Annotated in this window: 29 protein-coding genes and 1 riboswitch; of the genes, 21 read left to right on the plus strand and 8 right to left on the minus strand. The window is 63.0% G+C overall.

From position 1 onward, the window contains the following. Positions 1-110 precede the first annotated feature (110 nt). A complete protein-coding gene (locus tag K7R21_RS19080; protein ID WP_224984863.1) occupies positions 111-569 on the minus strand; it encodes a hypothetical protein in 459 nt (152 codons plus the stop codon). Between the two features lie 299 nt (positions 570-868). Here K7R21_RS19080 and K7R21_RS19085 point away from each other — a divergent pair, with 299 nt between their 5' ends. Continuing rightward, complete coding sequence (locus K7R21_RS19085; RefSeq protein WP_224984864.1) at positions 869-2,053, plus strand: MFS transporter; 1,185 nt, start codon at positions 869-871, stop codon at positions 2,051-2,053. Positions 2,054-2,254: 201 nt separating this feature from the next. On the opposite strand, the gene K7R21_RS19090 is transcribed toward K7R21_RS19085, so the two are convergent. Then, entirely contained in the window at positions 2,255-2,440 is a 186-nt protein-coding gene (locus tag K7R21_RS19090) for a hypothetical protein (protein ID WP_224984865.1), read from the minus strand. A 167-nt stretch (positions 2,441-2,607) separates the two neighbouring features. Between K7R21_RS19090 and K7R21_RS19095 the strand changes: the two genes are divergently transcribed. After that, positions 2,608-3,483 carry an OmpA family protein gene (locus tag K7R21_RS19095; protein WP_224984866.1) on the plus strand — a complete coding sequence of 292 codons (876 nt, stop codon included), beginning with the start codon at positions 2,608-2,610 and terminating at the stop codon, positions 3,481-3,483. Between the two features lie 295 nt (positions 3,484-3,778). On the opposite strand, the gene K7R21_RS19100 is transcribed toward K7R21_RS19095, so the two are convergent. Next, positions 3,779-4,735 (minus strand): GGDEF domain-containing protein, encoded by a 957-nt coding sequence (locus K7R21_RS19100; protein WP_224984867.1) that lies wholly within the window; start codon positions 4,733-4,735, stop codon positions 3,779-3,781. Positions 4,736-5,033: 298 nt separating this feature from the next. Here K7R21_RS19100 and K7R21_RS19105 point away from each other — a divergent pair, with 298 nt between their 5' ends. Next, on the plus strand, positions 5,034-6,080 hold the full coding sequence (locus K7R21_RS19105) for an acyl-CoA thioesterase (RefSeq protein ID WP_224984868.1): 1,047 nt from the start codon (positions 5,034-5,036) through the stop codon (positions 6,078-6,080). A gap of 13 nt (positions 6,081-6,093) precedes the next feature. Here K7R21_RS19105 and K7R21_RS19110 read toward each other — a convergent pair whose 3' ends face one another. Further along, positions 6,094-6,411 carry a hypothetical protein gene (locus K7R21_RS19110; protein WP_224984869.1) on the minus strand — a complete coding sequence of 106 codons (318 nt, stop codon included), beginning with the start codon at positions 6,409-6,411 and terminating at the stop codon, positions 6,094-6,096. A gap of 458 nt (positions 6,412-6,869) precedes the next feature. Here K7R21_RS19110 and K7R21_RS19115 point away from each other — a divergent pair, with 458 nt between their 5' ends. Both K7R21_RS19115 and K7R21_RS19120 read left to right on the plus strand, forming a co-directional pair. Continuing rightward, complete coding sequence (locus K7R21_RS19115; RefSeq protein ID WP_224984870.1) at positions 6,870-7,301, plus strand: GSU0071 family protein; 432 nt, start codon at positions 6,870-6,872, stop codon at positions 7,299-7,301. 253 nt (positions 7,302-7,554) lie between these two features. After that, complete coding sequence (locus K7R21_RS19120; RefSeq protein ID WP_224984871.1) at positions 7,555-8,016, plus strand: hypothetical protein; 462 nt, start codon at positions 7,555-7,557, stop codon at positions 8,014-8,016. Between the two features lie 79 nt (positions 8,017-8,095). Here the strand turns inward: K7R21_RS19120 and K7R21_RS19125 are convergent, their stop codons facing one another. Then, positions 8,096-9,721: a methyl-accepting chemotaxis protein gene (locus tag K7R21_RS19125; RefSeq protein WP_224984872.1), complete on the minus strand. Its 1,626-nt coding sequence runs from the start codon at positions 9,719-9,721 to the stop codon at positions 8,096-8,098. 199 nt (positions 9,722-9,920) lie between these two features. Here K7R21_RS19125 and K7R21_RS19130 point away from each other — a divergent pair, with 199 nt between their 5' ends. The 14 genes from K7R21_RS19130 to K7R21_RS19195 all read left to right on the plus strand — a co-directional run bounded on the left by K7R21_RS19130 (position 9,921) and on the right by K7R21_RS19195 (position 21,872). Further along, entirely contained in the window at positions 9,921-10,394 is a 474-nt protein-coding gene (locus tag K7R21_RS19130) for a permease (RefSeq protein ID WP_224984873.1), read from the plus strand. Then, complete coding sequence (locus K7R21_RS19135; RefSeq protein ID WP_224984874.1) at positions 10,391-10,939, plus strand: permease; 549 nt, start codon at positions 10,391-10,393, stop codon at positions 10,937-10,939. Before K7R21_RS19130 ends, K7R21_RS19135 begins: the two co-directional genes overlap by 4 nt. Positions 10,940-10,993: 54 nt before the next feature. Beyond that, on the plus strand, positions 10,994-11,344 hold the full coding sequence (locus K7R21_RS19140) for a PadR family transcriptional regulator (RefSeq protein ID WP_224984875.1): 351 nt from the start codon (positions 10,994-10,996) through the stop codon (positions 11,342-11,344). Positions 11,345-11,563: 219 nt separating this feature from the next. Beyond that, complete coding sequence (locus K7R21_RS21010) at positions 11,564-11,881, plus strand: DUF1003 domain-containing protein (RefSeq protein WP_224984876.1); 318 nt, start codon at positions 11,564-11,566, stop codon at positions 11,879-11,881. Positions 11,882-11,905: 24 nt separating this feature from the next. Further along, complete coding sequence (locus tag K7R21_RS21015; RefSeq protein WP_224984877.1) at positions 11,906-12,097, plus strand: hypothetical protein; 192 nt, start codon at positions 11,906-11,908, stop codon at positions 12,095-12,097. Positions 12,098-12,174: 77 nt separating this feature from the next. Continuing rightward, positions 12,175-12,292, plus strand: a riboswitch (molybdenum cofactor riboswitch). A 101-nt stretch (positions 12,293-12,393) separates the two neighbouring features. After that, positions 12,394-13,137, plus strand: a complete 744-nt coding sequence (locus tag K7R21_RS19155) for a hypothetical protein (RefSeq protein WP_224984878.1) — start codon at positions 12,394-12,396, stop codon at positions 13,135-13,137. Between the two features lies 1 nt (position 13,138). Further along, positions 13,139-13,360 (plus strand): hypothetical protein, encoded by a 222-nt coding sequence (locus K7R21_RS19160; protein ID WP_224984879.1) that lies wholly within the window; start codon positions 13,139-13,141, stop codon positions 13,358-13,360. A gap of 12 nt (positions 13,361-13,372) precedes the next feature. Continuing rightward, on the plus strand, positions 13,373-14,764 hold the full coding sequence (locus K7R21_RS19165; protein ID WP_224984880.1) for an ABC transporter ATP-binding protein: 1,392 nt from the start codon (positions 13,373-13,375) through the stop codon (positions 14,762-14,764). Next, positions 14,745-15,521, plus strand: a complete 777-nt coding sequence (locus K7R21_RS19170) for an energy-coupling factor transporter transmembrane component T family protein (RefSeq protein ID WP_224984881.1) — start codon at positions 14,745-14,747, stop codon at positions 15,519-15,521. Before K7R21_RS19165 ends, K7R21_RS19170 begins: the two co-directional genes overlap by 20 nt. A 14-nt stretch (positions 15,522-15,535) precedes the next feature. After that, positions 15,536-16,099 (plus strand): hypothetical protein, encoded by a 564-nt coding sequence (locus K7R21_RS19175; RefSeq protein WP_224984882.1) that lies wholly within the window; start codon positions 15,536-15,538, stop codon positions 16,097-16,099. Positions 16,100-16,119: 20 nt separating this feature from the next. Further along, positions 16,120-16,938: an energy transducer TonB gene (locus tag K7R21_RS19180; RefSeq protein ID WP_224984883.1), complete on the plus strand. Its 819-nt coding sequence runs from the start codon at positions 16,120-16,122 to the stop codon at positions 16,936-16,938. 78 nt (positions 16,939-17,016) lie between these two features. Continuing rightward, the gene (locus K7R21_RS19185) at positions 17,017-18,270 is read left to right on the plus strand and encodes a fibronectin type III domain-containing protein (protein WP_224984884.1); all 1,254 of its coding nucleotides are present in this window, start codon (positions 17,017-17,019) and stop codon (positions 18,268-18,270) included. Positions 18,271-18,396: 126 nt separating this feature from the next. Beyond that, positions 18,397-20,400, plus strand: a complete 2,004-nt coding sequence (locus tag K7R21_RS19190) for a TonB-dependent receptor (protein ID WP_224984885.1) — start codon at positions 18,397-18,399, stop codon at positions 20,398-20,400. Between the two features lie 38 nt (positions 20,401-20,438). After that, on the plus strand, positions 20,439-21,872 hold the full coding sequence (locus K7R21_RS19195; RefSeq protein ID WP_224984886.1) for a fibronectin type III domain-containing protein: 1,434 nt from the start codon (positions 20,439-20,441) through the stop codon (positions 21,870-21,872). Between the two features lie 15 nt (positions 21,873-21,887). Here K7R21_RS19195 and K7R21_RS19200 read toward each other — a convergent pair whose 3' ends face one another. Beyond that, the gene (locus tag K7R21_RS19200) at positions 21,888-22,907 is read right to left on the minus strand and encodes a glycosyltransferase (RefSeq protein ID WP_224984887.1); all 1,020 of its coding nucleotides are present in this window, start codon (positions 22,905-22,907) and stop codon (positions 21,888-21,890) included. Between the two features lie 445 nt (positions 22,908-23,352). Here K7R21_RS19200 and K7R21_RS19205 point away from each other — a divergent pair, with 445 nt between their 5' ends. Next, positions 23,353-24,789 carry an aminotransferase-like domain-containing protein gene (locus tag K7R21_RS19205; RefSeq protein ID WP_224984888.1) on the plus strand — a complete coding sequence of 479 codons (1,437 nt, stop codon included), beginning with the start codon at positions 23,353-23,355 and terminating at the stop codon, positions 24,787-24,789. Positions 24,790-24,874: 85 nt separating this feature from the next. Here K7R21_RS19205 and K7R21_RS19210 read toward each other — a convergent pair whose 3' ends face one another. After that, a complete protein-coding gene (locus tag K7R21_RS19210; RefSeq protein WP_224984889.1) occupies positions 24,875-25,090 on the minus strand; it encodes a hypothetical protein in 216 nt (71 codons plus the stop codon). A 238-nt stretch (positions 25,091-25,328) separates the two neighbouring features. On the opposite strand from K7R21_RS19210, the gene K7R21_RS19215 reads away from it, so the two are divergent. Then, positions 25,329-25,583, plus strand: a complete 255-nt coding sequence (locus K7R21_RS19215; protein ID WP_224984890.1) for a YtxH domain-containing protein — start codon at positions 25,329-25,331, stop codon at positions 25,581-25,583. 79 nt (positions 25,584-25,662) lie between these two features. On the opposite strand, the gene K7R21_RS19220 is transcribed toward K7R21_RS19215, so the two are convergent. Further along, positions 25,663-26,535, minus strand: a complete 873-nt coding sequence (locus K7R21_RS19220) for an EamA family transporter (protein ID WP_224984891.1) — start codon at positions 26,533-26,535, stop codon at positions 25,663-25,665. Positions 26,536-26,961 lie beyond the last annotated feature (426 nt).

A 26,961-nucleotide genomic window follows, 5' to 3' on the forward strand; every position in this document is an offset into this window, starting at 1 on the left:
GGACGCTTGGTCACGGGCAGCGCTTCGTGGGCAACACGTTCCACTTTTCGGAATGTGTGAGGATACAGATGGGGACGCGGGGAGATTGGGGCGCCGCTACGGGGCTACCTCTACCAGAGGTAGATCGATTTGTTGTCGAAGCGGTCTTTGTGGAAGTAGAGGAATACGTTGAGCAGGAGGAACAACAGGAAGACGCAGAAGGCGTTGATGCGGTAGCCGTAGTCGGGGACGAGGGTGCCGGAGGCGGTGAGGACATGTTGGACGGGGAGCATGACGAGGTTGGCCATGCCGCTGGCGCTGGCAACGAAGTTGTAGGCGATCAGCAGCCAGAGGGTGAGCCACTGCCGCTTGAGGATCCCGACGATAAGGTACAGCAAGACGATGCTGTTGGTGAAGATCAGGTGTTCGGCCTGGTCCCCCTTGTACAGCCGCCCCATGAAGGGGAAGTCTCCCCCCAGGTCGGAAAGGGTGACCAGCATGGCGAGGAGATACACGCCGGTCAGCGGGGCCAGCACGAAGTTTCTCTTCTTGTCATCGTCAGGTGTCACGACCCGGTCCGTTTCTTTCAAGGGATTCCTCGTTTGCCAGCGTTTTCTGGAGCGAGGCTATATTACAGGCGGGGGCTTCAATTGACAATTGATAATTGACATCTGGCAATGCAAAGACAAAGGCTTTAAGGTAAAGTCGCGCAGCGCGGAGACCCCAAGAAGCTTTAGAACCTTAATTTTCACGCAAAGACGCAAAGGCGCCGGGAGAGACTAAACCAATTGGGTTGCTCCACCCAATAATCTTTGCGCCTTGGCGGCTTTGCGTGAGGTAAAAGGTTTTGGGGTTGCAAAAATCGTCCGGAGCGGGTACGGATGCTGTCATGGGAAAGCTCTCCGACAACATCCGCAAGCTGTACCTCTTCTCCTTCCTGCAGATGATGCTGTTCCCCATGGCGATCATCACGCTCTTCTGGAAGGACCACGCCGGGCTGTCGCTCACCCAGATCCTGCTCATACAGAGCATCTTCTCGGTGGCAACCCTCGCGCTCGACTACCCGGCGGGGTACGTGAGCGACCGGCTCGGGTATCGCTGCGCCCTCAACACCGCATCCCTCCTCGGCATCATCGGCTGGGGCATCTACATCTGGGCCGACTCGTTCGCTTCGGTGCTGCTGGCAGAGATCACCCTTGGGATGTCGCTTTCCTTCATCAGCGGCTCGGACAGTGCACTTCTCTTCGAGACCCTGCGGGCACAGGGGGAGGAGCAATCGTACGCGCGCCACCAGGGGCGCATGCACGGTTTTGCCCAGGCGGGCGAGGCAACCGGTGCGGTCCTGGCCGGCGTCATTTACGCTTTTCAGCCGAGACTTCCCTTCATCCTCCAGATCGCGGTCTGGGGTGCCGGCCTCCTGGTCACCAGGCAGTTGGTGGAGACCCCCAAGGCCCATGCGCCGCTTCGCTCCCACCTGGCGGAGGCGCTCGCCACCGCGCGCTACGCTTTTGCAGAAAACCGGCACCTGCGCTACACCATCCTGCTCAATACGGTGCTCGGGGTGGCGTCGTTCTACCCGGTCTGGCTGATCCAGCCCTACATGCAGCACGCGGGCGTGCCGGTGGCGTGGTTCGGGCCGGTCTGGGCCGGCGCCAACCTCACCGTCGCCCTGTGCGCCCTCGCCAGTCATCGCATGCATGCACGCCTGGGGGACCGGGGCATGGTCCTGCTCTTTTTGCTGCTGGTGGTGGTTGGCTACCTGGGGCTCGGGCTCGCCGGCGGGATCTGGGGCTTTTTGTTCTACTACCTCCTGACCTGCATGCGCGGGCTGCGTGGGCCCATGATGCTCGCCCATACCCAGCGGGAATCTGCCAGCGCCAACCGCGCCGCCACACTGTCGCTGCAGTCGGTGTCGTTCCGGCTCCTGTTCGTGGTCACGGGGCCGCTGGTGGGGAGGCTTGCGGACCAGGGAGGGGTGGGGCAGAGCTTCTACCTGTTGTTTTACGGGTTCCTGGCTACCTTGCCGCTGCTCGCTTTTCTCTTTTTGAGGCATGCGCCGCGGGAGGTAAGCTAAAAGCAAATCCCCCCTGTCCCCCCTTTCGCAAAGGGGGGGACGCTGGGGCGCGTGCAGCGCTCTGTGGGGAGGGGGCAGGTTCTTTCAGGACGCTTCCCAATAGCAGCCTTTCCGACATGAAAAAAGCTGGACCCGGGAACGGGGTGCCAGCTTTATTGCCCTCTTAGTCATGCCGGGACGGGTGCCCGGGAGGGGAAACCATCACATGGTGCGTCCCTTGCGACCGGAGTGGATCTTGCCATGGTGGGTGATGACGTGGACGTTGTGGTTGGGCTCACGCCGCATCATCATCTCGTGCTTGGGCGGTACCAGGGTCTTCTTGCCGCTCCGCTCCCGCTCCATCATGACTTTCATCTTCGGCGTCATCGGCGTCTTCATCTCTCTCATAGCCGACACCTCCTTTCTCTCTGGTAACAAGTATACCACTCACAGGCTGCAACTCCCATACTCATAGCGACGGCCCGTTGCATCTTTCTTATTGAAAGATCCGCTTTACGCGCCATAATTGTGCACTGGCTGCATGAAACGAGAACCCGATGCGAGGAGGAATAAATATGAAGCGCAATCTGTTGTTTTGTCTCTCGGTGCTGGTGTGCTTCGCCCTGACAGGGTGCGTAACGAGCGGTACCTACCAGAAGAAGGAGCTCGAGGCCCAGAACCTGGAGAAGAGCCTCCAGGAGCAGCGGGGACAGTACAACATCCTCATGGGCGAGAACGATCAGCTCAAAAACGACATCAAGAAGCTCACCGCGGACCTGGCGGCCATGACCGGCGAACGAAACGCCCTCACGGCCGACAAGAAGGGGCTGGAGGATACCTTGAGATCGACCGCGGACGCCAAGAACCAGAAGATCGGCGAGTTGAGCCAGAAGGTGGGCGAGCTCAGCTCCAACGTGGCGGGCCTCGAGGCGGAGAACAAGCGGCTCAAGGAGGAGGTGGCCAGACTGCAAAAGCAGAAGGAGGAAGTACAGAAGACCAGCAAGACCTACGGCGACCTCCTGGAGCAGATGAAGGGTGAGATCGCCAAGGGGCAGGTCACCATCTCCGAGCTGAAAGGGAAGCTGACCGTGAACATGGTCGATTCCGTGCTTTTCGATTCCGGCAAGGCGGAGGTGAAGCCGGAGGGGCTGGTGGTGCTGCAGAAGGTGGTGGACATCCTGAAGACTGTCAAGGACAAGGCGGTCCGGATCGAGGGGCACACCGACAACGTGCAGATCGTCGGGCAGCTGGCCAAGCGCTATCCCACCAACTGGGAGCTCTCGGCGGCGCGCGCCATCAACGTGACCCGCTACCTGCAGCAGCAGGGGCTTGATCCGGCACTGCTCGGCGCGATCGCCTACGGCGAGTTCAAGCCTGTCGCCTCCAACGACACCGAGGAAGGACGCGCCAAGAACCGCAGGATCGAGATCGTGCTGGTGGCGAAGGAATAACCCCGGCTCACGCAAAGCCGCAAAGACGCCAAGAAAGGCAAAAGGCCCTGAGACAAAACTCGGGGCCTTTTTTGTTTTGGGGAGAGCGCAATTCAAATCCCCCCTGTCACCCCTTTTGCAAAGGGGGAGACGCTGGTTCGCGTGCAGCGGTTTGTGGGCAGGTAGTCTGGGGGTCCAGGGGGACGTGATTGGTAACGGGGGGGCGCTGGGGCGCGAGTAGTGTCGCGAAGCAAGATTCAGCGTGGTGGCCGGTTCTGCTCAAGGCTTTGCGTCTTGGCGGCTTTGCGTGACTGGGTTACTGCGACACGCTGTTGCGGCCGAAACCCTTGGCGCGGTAGAGGGCGGCGTCGGCGGCGGCGATCACGTCGTCGACACCCTGGCCGGGATGGACACCGGCGACGCCGATGGAGACGGTCACCGGCGCAAGAGGGGCGGGGGAGTGCGGGATCTCGGTGGCGGCGATGGCTTCGCGCAGCCTCTCGGCTATCTCCAGGGCCCGTTCCATTGCGACCCCGGGGATGGCGACGAAGAACTCGTCGCCGCCGTAGCGGGCGGTGAGCACGGTGGGCCTCAGGTGGTCAAGAATGGTCTGGGCCACGGCGTGAATGGCCCGGTCGCCACACAGGTGACCGTAGCTGTCGTCGAACTCCTTGAAGTTGTCGATGTCGATCATCATGACGGCAAGCGGCGCCCCGCTGCGTATGCTGCGGGTGACCATCCGCGCCAGCATGTCGTTCAACCAGTAGCGGTTGTGCATGCCGGTGAGGGCATCGACGGTGCCGTAGCAGTGGAAGGAGCGCTCCCGCAGCATCTGCTCGGTAATGGTCCGGTCCGCCTTGCGCACCCTGCCCGAGAGGATGGTGAGGAGGTTGCAGGCGGCGGCGTGGGACACGGTGGCGAGACTCCAGACCAGTTCCCGGGGCATCACCATGACCCGGCAGTGCTCGTCCGCGACCACGTAGGCTGAGGTCGGCTTGCCGTCCAGCACCGATAGCTCGCCGGCCACGTCTCCCGGCTCCAACATTGCCACCGGGTCGGAATCGAGATCCTCCAGGTAGACCAGCAGTCGCCCCGAGAGCAGGATGAAAAGTTCGAGGTTGATGCTCTCCGGCCGCAGCAGGATTTCTCCCGAGGGTATTTCCCGGAAACTGCAGCCGTCGACGATGCCCTGGAGTGCCTCCTGTGCGACATCAAGGAACAACGGGACTCTGTCTAGAGGAAGCTCATCCACTATCTGCACCTTTTCCGACATGCAGAACCTCCGGCGTTACTGTCACAGGCACCTACTGATAATAGCGGGTACCCGCTCCCCTTGATTGTACAACACAAAATACATAAAGCATCATGATGCGATTAAAGGAACTGTAAAGCATAAACACAGAGGGCACAGAATTCCACTTAGGATACAGAGGAAAGACTCCTGCTGGAGGAATCTTTTCTTCTTTCTCCGTGTCTGCCCACTCTTTTCCTCGGTGCTGCGCTTTTCAGGTTTTGTCGAAGGTGGTACAACTAAGGGAGATTGTTAACGCTCAGCGCCCAGGAGTTCCATTATGACGACCCCGGCGGAAACCTCGTTCCTGCATACCCTGTCCCTGTCCACCGATCTCCCGCTGCGCCGCCGCTTCATGGTGATGGACGAGGACCTTTTGGGCAACCTGCGCTTCGGGCTGCTCCTGGAGATCCTGGACAAGGTGGCGGAGGAAACCGCGCTGAACTACGTGAACCGGTTCTATCCGGACGCCAGGGTGGTGACGGCCGCCATTGACAATATCATCGTGCGCCACGTGGCGGACGTGACGCGGGACATGGTCTGCGAGGCGCGCATCAACCAGGTGGGGAGGTCGTCGATGGTAATCGGGATCCGCGTGGAGCAGCCGGGGGAGCCGGCGAACCACGTAGCTTCCTGCTACTTCACCATGGTGGCGCGGTCGGGGATGGGTGAGGGGGCGGTGAGCGTGGCCCTGCCGCCACTGGAGTACGCGACGGAGCGGGAGCAGGCACGGGCGAGAAAGGCGGTGGCGCGCCGCGAGGAGTACCGGCAGCAGCAGGCGCTGATGTCCGGACCTCCCAGCCCGGAGGAATACCGGATGCTGGCCGCGCTGCACAAGGCCCAGGACGAGCCTGATTTCCAGGGGCTCCTGGCTGGTCGCCTGGTGACGGATTCCTGGGAGAGGATGTACCCGGAGTTCGAGAATGTGCCGCAGAAGATCTTCGGCGGGTACCTGGTGCGCAAGGCCTACGAGCTATCCTCGATCTGCTCGGAACTGGTGGCGCCGGACCGGTCGGTCATGTCGGCGGTGAACCGGATCAACTTCTTTCACCCGGTACGCATGGGTGACAAATTGCACTACACCAGCCGGGTGGTGTTCACCTGCGGCAGCTACGTCTGCATCGAGGCCAACATCGAGCGCATCAGCCGCGACCGCACCAGCAAGGCACTGTCCAACTCGTGCCTTTTCACCTTCGTCAACGTGGACCGGGAGCTGGTGCACCGGCCGGTGCCGGCGGTGTACCCGACCACCTACGCCGAGGATGCCAGGTACCTGGAGGCGGAGCGGAGCTTCAAGGCGCTGTCGGAGCACATCCACCTTATCTAAAGGGGACGTTTTTTCAGATTTGCTCCGAGCCTTCGCGCTGAACGCTATGGCCTGCAACCTTGGCCAATGGTTTTGCGTGGCAAAAGGGGGCGGCTGGGCAGTTGGCGCACATCGAGGGGATGCCTCGGGCTGACGCGATCTGCATGGCCCGATCCTGCACCTCGCCGGAAACGCCTTCGCAGCCGATCACCAGGGCGTCCACGCCGTCCATATCTTCCAGGGTGGTCACCAGCGCGGGATGCACCATGCGCAGGTCGAAACCCGCCCGCGCCGCCGCCGCCATCCAGTCCCACCCTACCGTCCTTTCATTGCCCACGACTGCTATGCACATGGCTCCCCCCAACTGTGAACCGGTTCAACCGGTTCGGCGTGCCACATTTTTTTTGAAAATTGAATGTTATTTTCAATAGCACTATGCGCCGGTCGTTGTCAATGTTAAAACTGAGGCCCGGGGTCGTGGCGGGGTGGGAGGCTGCGCGGTTTTTGCACTTTTGCAAGAGCCGCTTTGCGCGTTCGCGAAATGGCCGGGATGAAAGGGCGTGTTTCGAGCCGGGTGACGACCTATTAGGGAAAGTTCCTGTGGAAAACTTAAGAGGATTTGGGACACGGAATTGTGGTAAAGTTGCGCATCTTGCGACATTTTTGAGCAAGGCGGTGTTGGGCTATGCCGGGCACCGTAAGCAGTGCTGCACATTTGTGGTGTCTCCGCATGATTGGTACGTATCATGCTAATTGACGGACATACCACTTACCACTGCTTTCCTAGATTGAGCAGAAGCGAGGGCCGGGATGGATACTTACACGATCGATGTCGAACTGGAACACTACTACGGCGACCGGATGAAAACCAGCAGCAGGGAAGCCTGCCGCCGTTTCTACCTGCGCGCGGTGTCGCGCTGCAACGGTGCGGAACTGGAGCGCTACCTCAAGCTGGTCAAGGCGCACGCTTCGGTGTACTCCTCGGTGCACCACATGTTTCGCTCCCCCTTCAAGCACGTCGAGCTGCCGCTGTTGCTGACCAGCCTCGTGCTTCTCGTCTCCAGCCTGGTCATGGTCTTCTCCGGTGAGACCAGTGCCCTGATCGCGGGGGGGACCTCGGCGGGGCTGATCGGCGTGCTGCAGTGCGTACGGCAACTGGTCCGGAACTGGCAGCAGCACTCGGTACGCGAGGCCGTCTTCACCGAGTTTGCCGAGTTCCTGCAGCGGGAGACGCTGCAGTAAAAACAAAACCAGAAAACCACTGGCCACGCTTGCGGGCCATAGCGCTTCAGCGCGAAGGCTCGGGGAACATCTGAGAAAATAGTGAGAGAAGCAGAAGGCTTGAGGGGGGGACCCCCAAGACTTTTTCTCGTTTCCCGGGTTTTCCCAGCGGTCCTCAGGACTTCTGCTAATGGTTTTTGCTTCTGATTTTGGGGTTTTTAGGTATAGTGTTTTCTGCCCAAGCATCAATATTCCAATGATGGAGGTAGGAAGCATGAAACGCCTGATTTTACTCAGCCTGATTCTTGTTCTTGTTGTGCCCATGACTGCGTTCGCCAGTCTGGATTCGTTTCTCTCCAGCCTGAACGTCCAGGCCCGCGCCGACATGACCGGGTTCTCCGCCAAGGTCAGCGCCCAGTTCGGGGTGCCGACCGCCAAGGTCCAGATGGTGCTGCAATCGGTCCCGGAGCCGGCGGACGCCTTCATGCTGTTCCAACTGGGGCAGTTCTCCGGCAAGCCGGTAGACCAGGTTTACCAGGTGTACCAGCCGAACAAGAAGAAGGGGTGGGGCGCCATCGCCAAGGAGCTGGGCATCAAGCCGGGCTCTGCCGAGTTTCACGCCCTCAAAAGGGGTGACCTCCGCCTGACCGGGCAGCCGATGGGGCGCGGTGGCGACGAGGACTCCGGGCCGGGCAAGGGGAAAGGGAAGGGGCACGGCAAGGGACACAACAAGTAGCGGATGTACTGCGCAGCAATTCAAAGCAAAGGCCGGGTTTTCACCCGGCCTTTGTTGTTTTCTGTCTGCCCTGCGTCGGCTAGAGCCGGAACTGCTGCACCAGGCTTTCCAGGGTCTGGGCGTTATGCGCCAGCTGCGATGCCGCGGCGGCGGTCTCGTTGGCGCCGCGTGCCGTGTGCTGCACCACGTCGGTGACCTGCTGCACGTTCATGGTGATCTCGCTGGTGGTCGCGGTCTGCTCTTCGGCCGCCGTGGCGATCTGGTTCACCTGCATGGATACCTCGCCGATCTGCTGCAGTATCATCTGCAGAGCCTCGCCCGACTGCTGCGAGGACATGGTCCCCTTTTCCACCTCAACCACCCCCTCTTCCATGGCGCTCACCGCTGCCTTGGTCTCGTCCTGGATGGCCTTGATCATGTTGCCGATCTCCTTGGTGGCCCTGGTGGTCCGTTCCGCCAGGGCACGCACCTCGTCTGCTACCACGGCGAAGCCGCGTCCCTGCTCGCCGGCGCGCGCCGCCTCGATGGCGGCGTTGAGCGCGAGCAGGTTGGTCTGGTCGGCGATGTCCTCGATGGTGGCGATGATGTCGCCGATCTGCTCCGAACGTGCCCCGAGGCTCTCCACGGTCCCGGCGCTGTCCTTGACCCGCTCGGCGATGCGCGCCATCCCGGCTATGGTTTCCTGCACCACGTGCCCACCCTGGGCCGCCGATTCGCTGCTCTGGCGTGAGGCCTCGGCGGCGCGGACGCAGTTCTGGGCGATGTCGCCGCTGGTGGCTGCCATCTCCTCGCTGGCGACCGCCACCGAACCGGTCTGGGAGGCAAGCTCCTCGGCGCCGGTGGCGATCTGTTCCGCCGTCGCCTTGAGTTGGTGGGATGCAGAGGCGATGTCGCTGGAACTCGCCGATACCTTGCCCAGCATGTCGCGCAGGTTTGCCACGACCCTGCGGGTCGAGTCGGCGAGGTGCCCCAGTTCGTCCTCGCCGGTAAGGGTGATGGACACGGTGAGGTCGTTGTCGGCCAGGCGGTCGTTGGCGGCGATCAGTTCCGCCACCGGGGTGGTGATGCTGTGCACGATCATCAGGGCCAAGAGCGTGGAAAGGATGACGGCGATGACCAGAAGGGCAAGCACCACCAAGCGCCCCTGGTCGATCATCTGCTTTGATTTTTCCCCGACCCGCACCATCTCCTTGTCCTGGTGGGAAAGCATCTTGTCGATGGCGGCGAAGAAGGCGCTCTGCGCCTTGCGCATCGGCCCGATCAGTTCCTGCCCCGCCGTATCCTTGTTCCCTTCCTTGATGGTGGCGATGACGTGGTGCTGGGCCTCCTGGTAGGCAGCCTTGGTCTCGATCACCTCCTTCAGCGCTGCTTTGCCGGAGTCGCTCTGCACGGTTTTCTTCAGTTCCTCGATGCGCTTGTCGACAGCGTGGAGCGATTCGCCGATGCGCTTCTCTTCCTTTTGCATCTCCAGCGGGTCTGCAACGATGACCATGTTGCGCAGACCGCGGGCGACGACGTTGACCTGCGACTTAAGGTCGTTGAGCGCCACGGTCTTGGGCCACTTGTCCTCGATCAGCGTACGGACTTTGCTGTCGAAGGCCGCCATCCTGTTGATCGAGTAACCTCCCACTACTGTCATGAGGACCACCACCATGGCAAAGGCTATACCGAGTCTGGTGCGTAGCTTGATTCCCGAAAGGGTCATCGTCGTTTCCTCCTGAGGTCATTGGCTCAGAGTCACATCTGGTCGTTCTATGAGAGATATCGACACAATCTTTCTTCATCTTGAGCGGAAAAACCCGGAGCTTACAGCCTTCCCTCTTTTTGTCATTGACTTGCAGTACAAAACACCATACTGTTTATGACAGTATGGTGTCCGCGGTTTGGCAGTGGAGGGGGAAGTCATGATGTCGGCAGTTTTGTATGGGGGGACGGCGCTGGCCGTGTTCGTGTCCTGGCGGCTGGACCCCGAGAAGACGAGGCGGGCCTTGCGCATCGGCGCCAAGTCGCTGCACGGGTTGGCCCCGCGCATCTTGGGGATGGTGGCCCTGGTCGGCCTGGTGCTCGCCCTGGTTCCGCCCGAGGTGATCAGGAAACTGTTCAGCCACGGCGGCATCGGGGGCTTCAGCCTGGTGGCAGCCATCGGTTCCATCGTGACCATGCCTGCGCCCATCGCCTTCGCGCTGGTGGGATCCCTGTTCAAGCTGGGGGCCGCCCCCGCGAGCCTCGCCACCTTCGTCACCACGTTGACCATGGTGGGGGTGATGACCGCACCCATGGAGATCTCGTGTTTCGGCAAGCGTTTCACGCTGCTGCGGCAGGCCTTGAGCTTCGTGGTGGCCATCGTCATTGGACTGGCCATGGGGGTGCTGCTGTGAAGGCGAAGCTCGTCGACTACCGGCTACTTTTTATCGTGCTCGCCGCGAACCTGGCCCTCTCCCTGTGGCGGCCGGAGACGGCGCGGCTTGCCGCGCTCAACTCCACCGGCTTTCTCCTGGAGGTCCTCTCGATCGTGCCGCCGGTCATGGTGCTCATGGGGCTTTTGGACGTCTGGGTGCCGCGCCGACTGGTGGAAGCGCACCTGGGGCCGGATTCGGGTGCTGTCGGCGCCGGGGTCGCCATGCTGCTGGGGACCGCGGCCGCCGGTCCGCTCTACGCCGCCTTCCCGGTGGCGGTGTCACTGCGCAAAAAGGGGGCGCGGCTGGCCAATATCGTCATCTTCCTGGGGACCTGGGGCGCCATCAAGATCCCCATGATCCTGATGGAGAGCAGCTTCATCAGTCTGCGTTTCGCCCTGCTGCGTCTCGCGCTCACCGTGCCCTGCATCCTCGCCTGCGGCTACCTGATGGAGCGGCTGATGCCGGAGCAGGAACTTGCACAGACGGAGCAGGAACTTGCACAACCCGGGGCGGTGGACGCCTGAACCTGGCGCTCCCCGTTTCGGCGGAAGCCAGCCCCAGACCAGAAAGGAAGCCCGATGCCTCCCAAACGAAAGCAACAGTACCGACACCTCCCCGCCTTCATCCTGCTCGCCCTGGCCGAGGAGCCCATCCACGGCGGCGCTATCTTGAACGCGCTATCCCAGCGCATGCCCCTCTTCAAGCCGGACAGCGCCGCGGTCTACCGCACCCTGCAACAGCTTGAGGACGAGGCGCAGGTGGTTTCCAGCTGGGACACCAGCGGCAGCGGCCCGGCGCGCAGGGTGTACCGGCTGACGCAAACGGGGTGGGAGAAGCTGGAGGGGTGGCGGGAAGACATCGAGATGCGCATGGCGACCCTGCGCTACTTTCTCGATACCTATGCGGCAATTAAAAAACCACGGCAGTAGGTAACGGCCTGGCTGCAGCTCCAGGGGCGAGGCCGTGCAAAGCCGCTATGCCGGGAACGGTTGCACCCTGCTCCCTGCGTGGTGACGCAGCTGTCGGGGATGTGATGGATGCCGCGCAGCTGTGGGAGCGAGGCCCAGCGGCGCGTTGACTTGCAACGAGGTACTGGTACTGTTTCCGGGTCGAGCCCACCCCGGTGGGCCCCGCACGCGGGGGGAGCGATGCCGCAGCCGGAACCGGACCAGACCATGGCCTCCGTAGTGAGCCGCAACATCGCGGCTCTCCTGGAGCGGCGCCACGCCGAGGAGCGCAGCAAGGGAGCGCAGGAACGGCTCGCCGACGCCATCACCTCCTTCACCGGCAGCATGCCCTTCGTCTATATCCATCTGGTCCTCTTCGGCGCGTGGATCCTCATCAACGCCGGCTGGCTCGACATCCTGCCCCGTTTCGACCCCACCCTGGTGATCCTCGCCATGGTCGCCTCCGTGGAGGCGATCTTTCTCTCCACCTTCGTTCTCATCAGCCAGAACCGCATGTAGGCCTCCGCCGACCGGCGCGCCGAGTTGAACCTGCACATCGACCTCCTGGCGGAGCACGAGGTGACCAGGGTCATTGCCCTTTTGACCGCCATCGGAGCGAAGCTCGGCGTCGAGGAATCGAAGAATCCGGAGCTCGAGGAACTGACCAGGGATGTGCAGCCCGAGAAGGTGCTGGACACCATGGACCAGGTCGAGCAGGAGAACAAGGACGAGTAACCTGCGGAAAGTTTGCCGTTTCACATCATATTTTTCTGGAGTATACGTTTTACCTGTGTTAAAGCTTCTGCCCAAATTAATCTGAGCCTCTCCGAGCTACGCCGCCTACAAGGACTTCCTCACGGCTGCGGGCCAACGGGTGCTGCTGGAAACGGCGGTGCCTCCCTTTTGGAAAGGAGAGCCTTGTGGCAGAGCGGAGACTCCGAACTGTTAAAGGCCCCTTTCCACCCAGGATCGGGGCTTTTTTTTGTCCAGCGTTATGTAATTTGTAATACAACGGGTTAGGAGTAAGACAGATGCGGATAGCCATTTCAATCGATGATACCGACAACCTGGAGAGCAGGGGGACCGGGGAGATCGCGTCCCTGATCGCGGACGAACTGCAGCAGCGGGGATGGGGGAGCTGCAGCTACATCACCCGGCACCAGCTCTACGTGCACCCGGACATCCCCTACACGTCGCACAACAGCGCCATGTGCTTCTACGCCGACGTGGGCGAGGGATGGCTGGAACCGGTGATCGAGTACGTCTCGGAGTTCCTGGAACAAGAGAGCGCGCCGGGCTCTGATCCGGGGTTGTGCGTGGCGGTGCCGGCCAGGATGGCGGCACGCAACGAGCTGATCGGTTTCGGCCGCCGCGCCAAGCGCGAGGTGATCGGCATGGACGAGGCCTACGACCTCGCCAAGCGGCTCGGCGTGCACCTCTCCCAGCACGGCGGCACGGGGCAGGGGGTGATCGGTGCCCTGGCCGGCGCGGGGCTCAGGATGTCGGGTAACGACGGGCGCCTCAAGGGCTTCCTCGAGTTCGGCCAGCCCTACCGCATGCTGCGCGTGGACGAGCTGCTGCAGCACCCGGTGGTAGACGTGGTAAAGAGCGTGACCGGCGAGGCGCTCAAAGACGAGGACCTGGTGGCGTTGGGAGAAAAGCCGAAAACGGTGCTCATCGAGGGGGAGTCGGTGCTCCTCGTTGCTGCTGCCCAGTCGCCGGGTTCCCAGGCGCGCTGGCAGACGCTGCATAGAAAGCAGCTGAAGGCGTACTAGCATGTGGCGTAGCGATCAGAGAGGGAACCGGGAGTTCGCCCACGGCAAGGAGGCCTGGGGGCTGGCGGCGCAAGTGGCCGGGGGCTGCGCCTGCTTCGTGGCGGACGTCGAGGAGGAGCAGGTCGTCGAGGAGGAGCTCTCCTGCTACAACTGCCGCTACCGGCGCTGGAGCGTTGACTCCTTCACCTGCCTGCGCCTGCCGCCGCTAAACGCGGCTGCTTAGGGGATTGTCTTTTTGCACGACACCATTCTGGACATAGAAGATTTCGGTTTCACCTACCACGGCGCCGCGGGGTCGAGCCTGGCCGGGGTGAGCGCACAGGTCCGGCGCGGTGAGTTTGTCTGCCTCACCGGCGATTCCGGCTGCGGCAAGAGCACCTTGCTGCTCGGCATCATGGGGCTGCTGCGCGGTGGGACCCGGGTGGGCACCATACGCGTCGCCTCCTCGGACGCCGCGGACGGCGCCCCGGCGGCGGGGATCGTGTTCCAGACCGCGGAGTCGCAGATCCTGTGTTCCACGGTGGCCGAGGAGGTCGCCTTCGGGCCGGAAAACTGGTGCGTGCCGGCGGACGAAATCGCGCTGCGGGTGCGCGAAGGGCTCGCGGCGGTCGGGCTGACCGGCGAGGAGCAGCGCAGCGTGGAGCGCTTCTCGGCGGGACAGAAGCAGCGCCTCGCGGTGGCTTCGGTGCTCTCGATGCGGCCGGGGCTCCTGCTGCTCGATGAGCCGACCTCGCAGCTCGATGTCCAGGGGAAAGAGGAACTGGTGGCGGTGTTCACGGAGCTCAAGCGCAGGGGGCACACCATCGTGATGGCCGAACACGATCCGCGTCCCTTCGAGGCGCTGGTGGACCGCTACCTGAAGCTGGAGCGGGGACGTCTGGTAGGGAGCGACCGGGTCCCCCCTGACCCGGTGCGCTATCGCCCCAAGGCGTTCCTGCTCCCCTACTCGTCCTCGCTCTACGGCACCCGTCCGGTGCTCGACGTGCAGGGGCTGGACCTTTCCTACCCGGAAACGGGGGATGTGCTGAAAAAGGTGCAGCTGCGGGTAAGCCGCGGCGAGCGGGTGCACCTGTTCGGCCGCAACGGGGCCGGCAAGTCGAGCCTGCTGCGCTGCCTGGCCTGGCTCATCTATCCGGATGCCGGCAGGGTGTGGGTGGCCGGCAAGGAGAGCCCCGGGCCGGGCGATCTGCGCGGGCAGGTGGGGGTGCTGTTCCAGAACCCTGCGCGCCAGCTGTTCGCCGAGACGGTGCGCGAGGAGGTCGCCTTCACGCTGGAGCGCCTGGCCTACCCGGTGGAAGAAGTGGACCGCATCGTCACCGAGGCGCTTTCCTTCTGCGGCATCGCCCACCTGGCCGACCGCGCGCCGCTCACCCTCTCGTTTGGAGAGCAGCACCGCGTGGCGCTGGCGGCGGTGGTGGCGCCGCGCCCGACCCTTTTGCTCCTGGACGAGCCGTTTGCCGGTCTCGACTTTCCCCAGCGGCTGAGCCTTTTGGCCATCCTGGCCCGCATGCCGATCCGCTACGGCACCACGGTGCTGATCGCCTCGCACGACGAGCTGCCGGACCGGCGCTGGGCCGACCGCAGCTTGCGCCTGCAGGGAGGGGAGATTGCAGAAACGACTCCCTAAGCTGCGCAGCTCGCTGAGAAGCTGCGAGTACGCCTGCCAGTTCGCCGCCCACGATTCTCCGGTGCACCGTCTCGGGGCCGGGTGGAAGCTCCTCCTGGGCATGGTGCTGAGTGCCTTGGCGGCAGGCGGACGCAATCCGGCCACCCTTTCGGTGCTGGTCGCGGTGGCGCTGGCCTATTACCTGGCGGCCCGGCTCACCCTGGCTGACCTGTGGCGCGACGTGCGCCTGTTCGCCTACCAGGCGGCGCTGGTCATCCCGCTTTACTGCCTGATCGACGGCGTGGACAAAGGGCTCTGGCCGGGGGTGCGCATCTCGACCCAGATCGTGCTCTTCTACCTGCCCGGCGCCGTCTTCCTGCGTACCACGCGGACCTCTGAGGCGATGGCGGGGCTGCGCCGGATCGTCCCTTACCGGCTTTCCTTCCTGGTGTTCGTGAGTGTCCGGTTCGTCCCGGTGTTCTTTCGCGAGTTGGAGGACATCGTGGCGCTGCAGCGCATGCGTGGGGCGCGCCTTTCTCCGCGTGAGCAGCTCGATCCCCGCAACTGGCCGGATCTCTTCAACTGCCTGGTGCTGCCGCTCATGGTGCGTGCGCTGAAAACGGCGGACGAGGTGTCCCGGTCCGCAGAGGCGCGCGGCTTCGGCCTCTACCCGCAGCGGACCTACCTCGATGTCTCACGGGTTGCCCCTGGCGCACCCGCGGGGGGAGCGCCGGAGACCGAGGGGCGGCAACGGCCGCTGTCCGCAGAAAACTTCTGAAGGAGTCTCCCTACATGGAACAGGAAAAGGTCTTCATCTGGCGCCGCTTCACCCTGCGCGAGGCGGTGCTGCTCTGCTTTTGCGCCACCCTGATCATTTTGACCCGCGCCGGGCTGCGGCTGCATCTGCACATGCCCGGGCACGTCATGTTCTTCACCATGTTCTTTTTCCTCCTGGCCCGGGGCTGCGTGCCCAGGCTGGGGGCCGCGACGCTGGTGGGGCTTATCACCAGCCTGGCCAGCATCCTGCTCGGCATGGGGAGCGGCGGCGTGATCACGCTGGTCAAGTTCCTGCTCCCCGCCCTGGTGGTCGACCTGGCCGGTCTCATCGCCCCCTCCTTCGTAACCAGCCTGTTTGCCTGCGCCACGGTCGGAGTGCTTGCCTCGCTGCTGCGCGCCGGCACCAACACCGGTGTGGAATGGCTGCTCGGCATCGATGAGGACATCATGCTCAACAAGGCGGTCATCTCGGCGGCGCTGAACGGCCTCTGGGGCGGACTCGGGGCGCTCGCGGTCCCCGCCATCATCCGCAGGCTGCGCAAAAACGGGCTGATCGACCACCAGGGGGCTTCCTCCTAGTGCGCCTGCCGCAGCCCCAAATGTCGCGGCTGGCACCGGTGCTGCTGCTTTCGCTGCTGGTGCACATGGCGCTCCTGTACGGGGCCCGCCGGTTGACGCTACGCCACGTGGGTGTGGAACAGGCGGCCGATTCCGTGGTCGCCTACCTGGACCTGTGCGGACCGACGCGGAGAAGCGAGCCTGCTGCGACGGCACGGGGAGCGGTCGCTCCGGTTGCCGCGATGCCCCGGCCGGTTGCCCCGGCTGCCGTCGCGACGCCTCCCGCGTCGGCTGCGCCCTTTACTGGGGCGCCGAAGGGGACGTCGTCCGCAGTGCCGCCCGCAGCGGCTGCCCCCCCTGGCACGGGTGCGTCGTCTCGAGATGCCGTCAGCCACTCCCCCGGCAATCGCCAGGCCGCCGGGCACCCTGCCGAAGGGGGGGCGGAAGCGCTGGGGCGTGAAACGGCCGGCCTACGCGCCGCGGCACCGTCACCGGGAGCCATGCCCGGTGCTCCTCCTGTCGCTGCAGCGCCACGGGCCAAACCCGGGATTGGTAACGGGGCGCGGGAGGTGCGCGGCAGCTACCAGGCACTATTGAAACGGCTCATCGAGGCCCGCAAGGAGTATCCGCTCGCCGCCCGCAAGTCGGGGCGGGAGGGTAGCTGCCGGCGCCGGTTCGTGCTGCGCCGGGACGGGTCACTGCAGCAGGTGGAGACGGTCACTTCCTGCGGTCATCCCTTTCTCGATGCCGCGGCGAGCCGCGCCGTCAGTTCGGTGGGGACCTTTCCGCCGCCACCGGCGGAGCTGTCGCTGGAGGAGCCGTTCGAGGTAACTATCAGCTTTGTGTTGGCAGGCAAATAAGCTCTGGGAAATATGGGAAGTCTGGGAGTAATGGGAACGACTGTTTTGATCATGAATTGTCAAAGGAGAAGTGAACGTATGAAGCAAAAGCAATTGTTACGGTGGCTTGCGGCCATCACCTTGTCGGTCCTGATGCTGGTCTTTTTGGGGTGCGGGTCCAGTGACCCTGCTGCGAAGGCGCCGGCCAAACCGGCGGGAGTCGTAGCCAGCGCCGGCGATACCCAGGCCAGCCTGACCTGGGGCGCCGCCAGCGACGTCACCTCATACAACGTCTACTACGCTACCACGGCCGGTGTCACCACCACTACCGGCACCAAGGTGACCGGCGCTGCCAGCGGCCAGGCCATCACCGGCCTTACTAACGGTACTACCTACTATTTCGTGGTCACCGCCGTCGGCGCCCACGGCGAAAGCGTGGTGTCCGACGAAGTAACCGCCACGCCGCTGCCGCCCCTGCCGGCCAAGGTGACCGGCGTGGCGCCTGCCGGCGGCGACGCCCAGGCTACCGTCTCCTGGAACGCGGCGGTGAATGCAGCTTCCTACAACGTCTATTATGGTACCGCCCCCGGTGTGACGCCCAGCAACGGCACCAAGCTCTCCGGACTTGCCAGTGGCCAGGCCATCACCGGGCTCAGCAACGGCACTACCTACTACTTGGTCGTGGTCGCTGCCAACCTGGCCGGTGAGGGAACCCCTTCGGACGAGGTCTCGGTGACGCCGCTGCCGGCCCTGCCGGGCAAGGTGCAGGGGCTCAGGGTTACCGGCGATAACGGGCAGGTAGTCATGGCCTGGAGCGCAGTCGCGGGTGCCACCTCGTACAACGTCTACTATTCCACCACCTCGGGCTTCGCTACCACGAGCGGCACCAAGGTGAGCCTTACCGCGGCGCAGTCCCTTGCCGGCCTCACCCAGCCGGGGCTGACGGTGACCGGGCTCACCAACAACACCACCTACTACTTCCTGGTGACCGCCGCCAACATCGCCGGCGAGAGCGTGACCCCGTCCAGCCAGTCATCGGCGAAACCGTCCGCCACCGCGCAGACCCCGGCCAAACCGACCGGCGTGACCGTCGCTCCCGGCGCCGGGGCGGCCGCGGTTTCCTGGGACTGGGTGCCGCTGGCTACCTCCTATAACGTTTACTGCCTGCAGAGCTCCGGCACCCCGACCACCACGACGGTGATTTCGACCGGGAGCAAGTTCCCCTCTGCCGGCTCCCCGCTGACCATCACCGGCCTTACCCCCGGTGCGAGCTACTGGGTCACTGTCACTGCGGTTGGCTCCGGGCTGGAAAGCGGCGGGCAGACCAGTCCTAAACAGGTCATCCCGCAGTAGCGCGGAGGACTCTTCCCCCTCCCTGACCCTCCCCCTCCGGGGGAGGGGACAGTGGACGGCCATCCTCCTCACTCCTGGGGGAGTCGGGAGGGGGCTGACATCAACGAACAACGAGAATGCTTTTCTATGAAAATTAAAAAAGGAATGTGGGCGCTGGCGCTTTGCTGCGCCCTGGCGCCTAAGGCCCGGGCCGGGGAGGCGGGGCAGGCATCGGACCGCTATGCCCTCGGTGAGGTGGTGGTCTCCGGCAACCGCGCCGATGGCGGGCCGGGAGCGGAGGCGAGCCAGACCCTTTACACCGTTGACGCCGGCCAGATCAAGGCGAGCGGGGCAAGGACCCTGGACCAGGCGCTGCAGCTGCTGCCCGGCGTCAACGTGAGGACCGGCGCCGAAGGGGTGCCGCGCATTGACATCCGCGGCTTCAGGACCCGCCACGTGCTGCTGCTCCTGGACGGGGTCCCCATGAACTCCGCCCTGGACATGCAGTTCGATCCGACCACCATACCGACCGAGAACATCGCGGAGATCAAGCTCACCTCCGGCGCCAGCTCCGTCCTGTACGGGCAGGGGGGCTTGGGCGGGGTGATCAACATCATCACCCGCAAGGGGACTCCCGGCGTGCACGGCACCATCTCCGGCGAATTCGGGGATCATGCCTCCTACCTCGCCAAGGGGACGTTGTCCGCCGCCACCGACCGTTTCAGCTACTTTCTGAGCGGCAGCGCCACCAGGGTTGACGCCTTCCCGCTCGCCGGGGATTTCACCCCGAGCGCCAACCAGGGGAGCGGCTACCGCGCCAACAGCGACCGCGAGCGGCGCAACTTCCTCGGCACCATCGGCTTCACGCCGACCGCAGATGTCGCGCTCGGCCTCACCATGAGCTACAGCGAGGGGAGCTACGGCAAGCCGGCCGGCACCATCTCGGACCCGGTTGATCCCTTCGCGTCGCCGCCGAAGTACGTGCGGGTGAACGACTTCTCCGGGCTGTACCTGCAACTGGCCGGGGACTTCGCGCTCACCGATCGCTTCACCCTGCGCGGCTGGAGCTATCTCAACCGCTCCACCGAGGACGTGAACCAGTACGATGATGCCCGCTTCGCCTCCTTCCTGGACGACGGATCGTTCCAGGAGCGGGTGCATACCTCCATCTACGGCGCCACCCTTCAGCCCAGGTACGACCTGGGTACGGCAGGCACCGTCACCATGTCACTGGGAGCGGAACGCGACGGCTGGGAAAACAGTGGCGTTCAGACGGTGAACCCTGTCTCCGGCGGCACGCCGACCTACAGCGACCTCGGCGAGGACAGATCGCTGTCCCTGTATTCGGCGGCGCTGGAGTACGAACTTGCCCCGCTGCCGGGGCTGGGCCTCGTGGCGGGATACGGCCGGTACTGGCAGCACAGAAGCGAGACGGACCAGGGGGACTACAGCTTCCTGCTCGGGACCAGCTACGACCTGCTGCCGGATACCCGCCTGAAGGCCGCCTTCAAGCGCAACGTCCGGTTCCCGTCACTGGGCGACCTGTACGATATCTCAAAGGGGAACCCGGATCTGGCCAGTGAGAGCTCCCGCAGCTGGGAGGCCGGGGTCGAACAGAAGCTGCCGCGCGAGGCACGGGTGGGGCTGACCGGCTTCTACACCCAGGCCCTTAACCTGATCCAGAATGACCAGGCCACCGGCCATAACATGAACCTCTCGGAGGTCCGTTTCGCCGGCGCAGAACTCCTGGGCGAGGTGCACCCGGTGAGCGGGCTGCTGCTGCGGGCTGGCTACACCTATCTCCATTCTGAAGATCGCTCCCGTCCCGGCAGGGACGAGGTGCAGTACAACCCGCGCGACAAGGTGACCCTGGAGGCGCGCTACGATGCGGGTTGCGGGGCGTCCGCCTATGTCGCCGTCAACCATGTCGCCAACCAGTACTTCTATACCAAGGACAGCGTGGCGGTGGTGCAGAAGGCGAAGCTGAACGACTACACCGTGGTGAGCCTGCGGCTGAGCCAGAAGGTGCTGCAGGACCGCTTAACCTTGTACATAGGGGCCAACAACCTGTTCGACCAGAACTACGAGACCAGCTACGGCTTCCCGCAATCGGGGCGCTACGTCTACGGCGGTTTCGAGTACCGCCTGTAACAGCGGGCCCGTTCAGCGGGCCCAGGAGGATTTTCCGGATGCACTGCACCTGGCGCAACATAATCATTTTCCTTGCAGGACTGATCACCGCCTGCGCACTGACCGCCTGTGGCGGTTCGCCATGGCGCTTCGATCCCGGTAACGCGTCTACCCCGGCGGGGGTGGTGGCGACGGCAGGGGACAAACAGGTCTCGCTTTCGTGGGCACCCGCGCAGGGGGCGGTCGGTTACAACATCTACTATTCCAGCGCCTCGGGGCTTGCGGCAGGGGGAGGGGCCAAGGTGGCGCAAATCACCGGCACCACCGCTATTGTGCCGGGCCTGGAAAACGATACCCGCTATTACTTCTCCGTGAGTGCCTACAACTCCAAGGGTGAGAGTGTGCTTTCCCAGGAAGTGTTGGCGGTCCCCGCGGCACCGGGGCCTTTCGCGCAGGCGGACCTTGAGGGAAACTGGCGCTTCAACGGGCTGGTTACCGGTGTAAATCCGCGCTGGGTACGGGGCTCGGTGGGAATCGCGGCTGGCGGTGCTGCGAGCGTCACCACCTACTACGACAGTCTTGGAGGGAGTGCGGCACCGGCGGACCTCTTCACCAACCTGACGCTCTTACCCGACGGCACCGTGCTCCAGGACGGGGCAGCCGCGGGCTTTCATGGCACCCTGGCTGCCAACCTCTACAAGGATTTCATGGTGGGGACCGTGACGCTGGCCGGAGGGGGGAGGATGCTGGTGGTCCTGCAAAAGAGCGTGCCCGGCATCACCTTCAGTGCCGCCGACATAAAGGGTACCGGCAAACTCGTGGCCGGACCGCTCGCCTATGTCTACCACCAGTTGAGCGCGGGGGGCGTGCCGGAGTGGGAGTACGCGAGTTGCCAGGTGGGGCAGGACCAGGGGGTGACCTATCTGTCACTGAACGGTCCGACACCGCGGGCGCTCCCCGGAAGTGGCAGCAAGGTGGTGAGTCTCGCCATTACCGCCGACGGCGTGGTGAGCGAGACTCCGTATGTAGGGGTGCTACCGCAGCCGGCGGCCCTGATAAGCCAGGGGATCATGTCGGCGGACAAGATGACCGTCGTGGCGACGGCCACCGATATGAGTGGGGCGCCGCTGTTACGCATCATGCAGTTGGTGCATCCGCCCGCGGTTCTGCTCACCGCGACCAGCTACCTGCTGTCGGACCTGGCGGGTCGTTACGGCGTTCATGAACTGTACGGTGCCGCACCGGGATGGGGTTACGGGGACCTGGCCGTGGATGCCGCGGGTGGGGCGCTGTTCACCGCCTTCAGAAACGCCACCGGCGGTACGGCGCTGCCGGCGGGGTACACGCTGGCGATGGACCAGCAGGGGAGGCTGACCGCGGCCGCTCTTTCCGCTTTTCACGGTCAGTTTTCCTACAGCAAGGATATGATGGTGGCGACCGGCAATGACGCCGCCGGGGCGCCCGTGTTGAGCATAGCGGTCAGAAGGGAATAGAGGGGAGCGGCGGGCTCAGGCGACGCAGATGGCGTCGCGGCCCTCCACGAAACCCGCCTGCCGGGTACTCTGCCGTACCACGGCCCGCGCGCCGCGGGCCCCCACCGTCATCAAGAGCTTGGTGCCGACGTGCTGCAGGTCCCCAGTTGCCAGCACCGGCGCGCCGTGCAGCTGCTTCCCGATCTTCTTCGGGTCGACGTCAACCCAGGCCTCGACCCGGATCCCCACCTCGTGCAGTATCCGGTACCACGCCCGCCCCTCGAGGCCCGCTCCTGCCAGGATCACGCTCCGTTCACCCTTGAGAAAACCCTGCAGCAGGTGGTGCCGCTTGCACAGCCTCATGGCGTGCGCGGCATAGGCAGGGTCGGTGCGGGTGGTCCGCTCCGGGCGCTCGCGCCAGAAGAAGAGCGTCTCGGGAAGACGGGCAAAACGTGTCCCGGCCGCCGCCAATCGCAGCCACAGGTCGTAGTCCTCCGCCCACCCCATGTCGCGATAACCTCCCACCTGCTGCACCAATTCTTTCCTGAACATGACACTGGGATGCACGAAGGGCGATTCCACGAAGAGGTCGTCGAGGATGGCGTCGTGGCTCAAGAGCGTGTTCTGCCACTGCTGGTAGCCCATCATGCCGCTGCCGATGCGGCGCCGGGGGAAGTGCTGGAAGCTGGTCGCCAGTAGCCCCACCTCAGGGTGCGCGACCAGGTAGTCTACCTGTGCCTGGAGGCGGGCAGGGTGGCAGACGTCGTCGCCGTCCATGCGCGCCACCAACTCCGAGCGGCACTGTGCAAGCCCAAGGTTGAGCGCGGGGACCAAACCCTGACCGCCCGTTGCCAGCACGCGCATCCGGGAATCGGCTGCAGCCGCAAGCGCCAGGATGTCCGGGGTGCGGTCGGTGGAACCGTCGTCCACCACTACCAGCTCCCAGTCGCGGAAGGTCTGCGCCGACAGCGAGGCGAGCGCGGCGGGCAGATGCTTTTCTTCATTTCTGACCGGCATCAGTATGGAGACGGACGGGATGGACGTAGCTTGTGTCATTGCATGGGATCCTTCCTGTGTGAGGTTACCCGGGCACATTACCAGTAGTTGGTGCGGCTGCCAAAGGGAAAATGGTGGTTGGTTGGGGGCGGTACGGCTTCAGCTGAGGAAGACATATCCCCTCTGTCTCCCCTTCGCAAAGGGGAGGACGTGGGGGGACGTGCAGTGCTTCGTGTACTTAATACACTCCTTGTTGCCAGACTTCCCTCGCTGCTCCCTTAAGGTTCCCCTCTTCCTGTGACTCTGATCCCAGTACTGATCCAGTGATTGTGGATTGTAATGGTAACAGTTGCAGTTTATGATAACTGTACCCTTTTGAAATGACCTCAACTGTGACTGTGGCGCTGCATGGTTATGGGGTACAGTTGGCCTGTAACTTTCAAGAGTTGGCAGCTTCTGGCGGCGACAGCCCTGCTGCGCGCAGGTGAGGGCGGGTGGAGGTGGTATGGCCTTGGAAATGGTAAGAGATTGCAGGCCGCTGTACGAGCGGGTGGGGAGCGAGATCGTCTCGCTCATCGACGGTGGCACCTTCCGGGTGGGGGAGCGACTCCCTTCGATACGGCAGCTGAGCTCCAAGCTCAACGTGAGCATAAACACGGTGATGCAGGCCTACGCGGTGCTGGAAGATCGCCGGGTCATCCAGGCGCGCCCGCAGTCCGGCTACTACGTCTGTCCAAAGGTTCCCGAGATCACCGCGAAGCCCTTGGCGAAGAACCAGCGCCTGCAACCGACCGCGGTAACCTTCAGCGAACTCTGCGAACTGGTGATCCGCAACCTGATGAAGCCGGAGCTCCTGCCGCTGGCGAGCGCCGTTCCCAACCCGCAGCACTTCCCGGTGGACAAGCTGAACCGGATGACGGCCGCCGAGATGAGGCGCTTCGGCGCCCAGAGCATCTCCTACATGATGCCGCCGGGGAGTGAGAGGTTGCGCACCCAGATCGCCAAGCGCTCTCTTTTGTACGGCGTCAGCGTGCGGCCGGACCAGGTGCTGGTGACTTCCGGGTGCGTCGAGGCGGTGCAGCTCGCCCTGCGCGCCACCTGCAAGGCCGGCGACACCATCGCGGTCGAATCCCCCTTCTACTTCAACTTCCTGCAGCTGATCGCGGAGATGGGCCTTAAGGCCCTGGAGATCCCGTCCACGCCCAAGGAAGGAATCAGCATCGAGGCGCTGAGCTACGCCATCGAGAACAACAAGATCAGCGCCTGCCTGGTGATTCCAAACTTCAGTAATCCCTTGGGCACGCTGATGCCCGACGAGCGCAAGCGCGAACTGGTCCAGCTCCTGGCGCAGCACGAAATCCCGCTTATCGAGGATGACATCTACGGTGACCTTACCTTCGGCCAGCAGCGCCCCATCGCCGCAAAATCGTTCGATCACAAGGGACTGGTAATTTACTGTTCCTCGTTCTCCAAGACGCTCGCCCCCGGCTATCGCGTCGGGTGGGCCATCGGCGGGAAATTCCAGGCGGAGATGGAACGGCTCAAGATGATGAACAACCTGGCCACCGCCTCGCCGACGCAGCTGGGCATAGCTGAGTTCCTGGCGACCGGCGGCTACGACCACCACCTGCGCGCGATCCGCAGGCTCTACGCCAAGAACGCTTCGCAGATGACGGACGCGCTGGTGCGTCACTTTCCGGAGGGGACACGGATGACCCGCCCCGGCGGCGGCTTCATGCTCTGGGTGGAAATGCCGGAGCAGGTGGACTCGGTGCAGCTGTTCCACCGCGCCCTGGAGCGGGGTATCAGCATCACGCCCGGGGCCATCTTCTCCCTGTCGGGCAAGTACCGGAATTACATCAGGCTGTCGACGGCGTTCTGGGATGAAAAAGCGGAACGGGGCGTCGAAACGCTGGGAGGGCTGGTCAAAGATATGCTCTAGGGCTTTGATCGTCCGGCAAGACGTCGCGACTAGATATTATCGAGAGGAAGGTGTGTTAGAGGAACCGGGCGCGCCCGCAAAAACTCTATGATGTTGCCATGTGAATCAGGGAGCAGCAGCGGCATTTACCGTAACGGGCGGGAAGATACAGTACGTTGATGGTGAGGCACTTTTTGCACTCCCAGAAGGTATAGCCGCTTACCTCGTGCCCCGCCTGTTCTGTGAAAAACCAGTGGTAATAGGCATCCCAATCGTACTCCGGTTTCTGGTTTGCCTTTTCGATCAGTCGTTCCAGTAGCATGGCGGGCCGCTCCTTGAAGAATGATGACGTAAACATACAACCAAAAAATACAATATCAACTGTGATTTTTTCTAACACCAAAGGTTGTTTGTTGTCCATCCTGAATACAGGATCAGCAGCAGGAATACCTGGTAGCGATGAAGTTCATGAATGGAACAGTTATTTCTAGATGGACATCCTTTTTTGAAGAGCGGTAAAATGGGGCATCAGTAGATATCGTCCTAAAGGAGGCGCTATCATGGCAGAAAGGATGAAGAGACCGATGACAGGCCTGATGATGCTGGTAGGCGGTGGGGTGCTCGGTGCTGGTCTGGGGCTTCTCTTTGCTCCCTGCGCAGGCGAGAAGAGCCGCAAGAAAATGATGCGCATGGGGAAGACGATTAGTAATAAGAGCGACCGGATCATGCGCGATCTGAGCGACAGGATGGACGACCTAGCCGATACCATGTCCAGCATGAGCGGGAAAGCCGGCAAGTTCATGCACCTGCGTTAAAAGAGAAGCAGATCCCCCTTCTGCAGATCATTCAAAGACCTTGGCCCGTGACTATGACAGCCGCGGGCCTTTCTTTTTCTTAGCCAAGCCGGATCAGGGCGGCACCGGCCACGATGAGGGTTGCGGAGATGAGGCGCATCCTGCCGAAGGATTCGCGCAGGAAAAAGATCCCGATCAGAACCCCGACCATGATGCTTACCTGGCGCACCGGAACGGCGTAGCCGACCCGCGCCATGTTGAGGCCGTAGCGAAAGCTGAGAAAGGAGAGCATGACGGTGGGGCCACTCCAGAGAATCAGGCGCCAGTTGGTGCGCCACTCATCCGCAATGAGGTTGCGGTATTTCGGGCGGCACAGGTTGAGCGTCATCAGGCACAACATGGCGATGACCAGGAAGTAGGTGAAGAAGACGGGCGGGTAGTCCCGCACCCCGGTCTTTTCGGCGATGGAACCGATGGAGTAGATGAAGCCGGCCAGGAGGGCGGCACGGACCGCACTGCTTTTGAGATCGCGAAAGGGGCGGGCCAGTTCGGCCAGCGACAGCCGCTGCATCTGGACGCAGAACGTGCCGAAGATGACCAGGAGGATGCCGCAGATTCCGACCACGGATAAGCGCTCCCCGAGCAGCAGTACGCCCCAGATAGGCACATAGACCATCGAGGTCTGGGAGAGTGGGTAGATAATGGAGAGGTCGCCATCGCGATAGGCGCGGCCGTTCAACAGGTGGTAGAGGACGAAGCTGACCGAGCCGATCGATATCATGGCCAGGGTGTGCGGGGTGGGCCAGTGGAACGATTCGTTCACTACTGCAATGATGGCGGTGAAGGGAAACATCGAGGCGATAAACATCCACCAGATGAATACCGTCTTGTGCCGGCTCTGTTTAACCAGCGTGTTCCAGGTGGCGTGCATGACGGCTGAAAAGATGATGAGGACAAAGGCAAGGTTGGACATGGCCGGAGTATAACCGAGGTGGGGCGATAAAGTGAACCATTTCGGCTTGCTGCCAGTGTTAAAGAATTTTATTCATTAAATCGTTGACGGTGGGGATGTGCTTTGTTATAAACGTCGACTCCGCAGCAACGACGCTCTTTGCAACCGAATATTGAACCGGCAGGAAGAAGGGCCACAGGAGCACCTCGCGGTGTTCTGACGTCTTTCGGGCACGATCCTCGGATCAGGCCACTGCAAAATGCCTCGAAAGTTTTTTGAAAGAAAATGTTGACAGGCGGCAACGGTTCAGGTAGGGTGCCGAGTCTGTCGCAACACGGCGGCTTGGTCTTTGAAAACTAAATAGTAGACGAAACAGCATTTGCGAGTTTCAAAATGTAACAAGTCAGTTGTTTCAAACTAGAATCGGATTTTCCGGTTTCATTTTAA

The organism is Geomonas agri, from assembly GCF_020179605.1.
Classification (GTDB): Bacteria; Desulfobacterota; Desulfuromonadia; order Geobacterales; family Geobacteraceae; genus Geomonas; species Geomonas agri.

Coding starts and splice junctions, on each gene's coding strand:
- K7R21_RS19140 (WP_224984875.1), top strand. CDS start 10,994: ATGCCTCCCAAACGAAAGCAACAGTACCGACACCTCCCCGCCTTCATC.
- K7R21_RS19100 (WP_224984867.1), bottom strand. CDS start 4,735: ATGTCGGAAAAGGTGCAGATAGTGGATGAGCTTCCTCTAGACAGAGTC.
- K7R21_RS19085 (WP_224984864.1), top strand. CDS start 869: ATGGGAAAGCTCTCCGACAACATCCGCAAGCTGTACCTCTTCTCCTTC.
- K7R21_RS19110 (WP_224984869.1), bottom strand. CDS start 6,411: ATGTGCATAGCAGTCGTGGGCAATGAAAGGACGGTAGGGTGGGACTGG.
- K7R21_RS19120 (WP_224984871.1), top strand. CDS start 7,555: ATGAAACGCCTGATTTTACTCAGCCTGATTCTTGTTCTTGTTGTGCCC.
- K7R21_RS19105 (WP_224984868.1), top strand. CDS start 5,034: ATGACGACCCCGGCGGAAACCTCGTTCCTGCATACCCTGTCCCTGTCC.
- K7R21_RS19200 (WP_224984887.1), bottom strand. CDS start 22,907: ATGACACAAGCTACGTCCATCCCGTCCGTCTCCATACTGATGCCGGTC.
- K7R21_RS19160 (WP_224984879.1), top strand. CDS start 13,139: ATGTGGCGTAGCGATCAGAGAGGGAACCGGGAGTTCGCCCACGGCAAG.
- K7R21_RS19095 (WP_224984866.1), top strand. CDS start 2,608: ATGAAGCGCAATCTGTTGTTTTGTCTCTCGGTGCTGGTGTGCTTCGCC.
- K7R21_RS19130 (WP_224984873.1), top strand. CDS start 9,921: ATGATGTCGGCAGTTTTGTATGGGGGGACGGCGCTGGCCGTGTTCGTG.
- K7R21_RS19210 (WP_224984889.1), bottom strand. CDS start 25,090: ATGCTACTGGAACGACTGATCGAAAAGGCAAACCAGAAACCGGAGTAC.
- K7R21_RS21010 (WP_224984876.1), top strand. CDS start 11,564: ATGCCGCAGCCGGAACCGGACCAGACCATGGCCTCCGTAGTGAGCCGC.
- K7R21_RS19190 (WP_224984885.1), top strand. CDS start 18,397: ATGAAAATTAAAAAAGGAATGTGGGCGCTGGCGCTTTGCTGCGCCCTG.
- K7R21_RS19115 (WP_224984870.1), top strand. CDS start 6,870: ATGGATACTTACACGATCGATGTCGAACTGGAACACTACTACGGCGAC.
- K7R21_RS19180 (WP_224984883.1), top strand. CDS start 16,120: ATGTCGCGGCTGGCACCGGTGCTGCTGCTTTCGCTGCTGGTGCACATG.
- K7R21_RS19220 (WP_224984891.1), bottom strand. CDS start 26,535: ATGTCCAACCTTGCCTTTGTCCTCATCATCTTTTCAGCCGTCATGCAC.
- K7R21_RS19090 (WP_224984865.1), bottom strand. CDS start 2,440: ATGAGAGAGATGAAGACGCCGATGACGCCGAAGATGAAAGTCATGATG.
- K7R21_RS19175 (WP_224984882.1), top strand. CDS start 15,536: ATGGAACAGGAAAAGGTCTTCATCTGGCGCCGCTTCACCCTGCGCGAG.
- K7R21_RS19195 (WP_224984886.1), top strand. CDS start 20,439: ATGCACTGCACCTGGCGCAACATAATCATTTTCCTTGCAGGACTGATC.
- K7R21_RS19205 (WP_224984888.1), top strand. CDS start 23,353: ATGGCCTTGGAAATGGTAAGAGATTGCAGGCCGCTGTACGAGCGGGTG.
- K7R21_RS19215 (WP_224984890.1), top strand. CDS start 25,329: ATGGCAGAAAGGATGAAGAGACCGATGACAGGCCTGATGATGCTGGTA.
- K7R21_RS19125 (WP_224984872.1), bottom strand. CDS start 9,721: ATGACCCTTTCGGGAATCAAGCTACGCACCAGACTCGGTATAGCCTTT.
- K7R21_RS19155 (WP_224984878.1), top strand. CDS start 12,394: ATGCGGATAGCCATTTCAATCGATGATACCGACAACCTGGAGAGCAGG.
- K7R21_RS19185 (WP_224984884.1), top strand. CDS start 17,017: ATGAAGCAAAAGCAATTGTTACGGTGGCTTGCGGCCATCACCTTGTCG.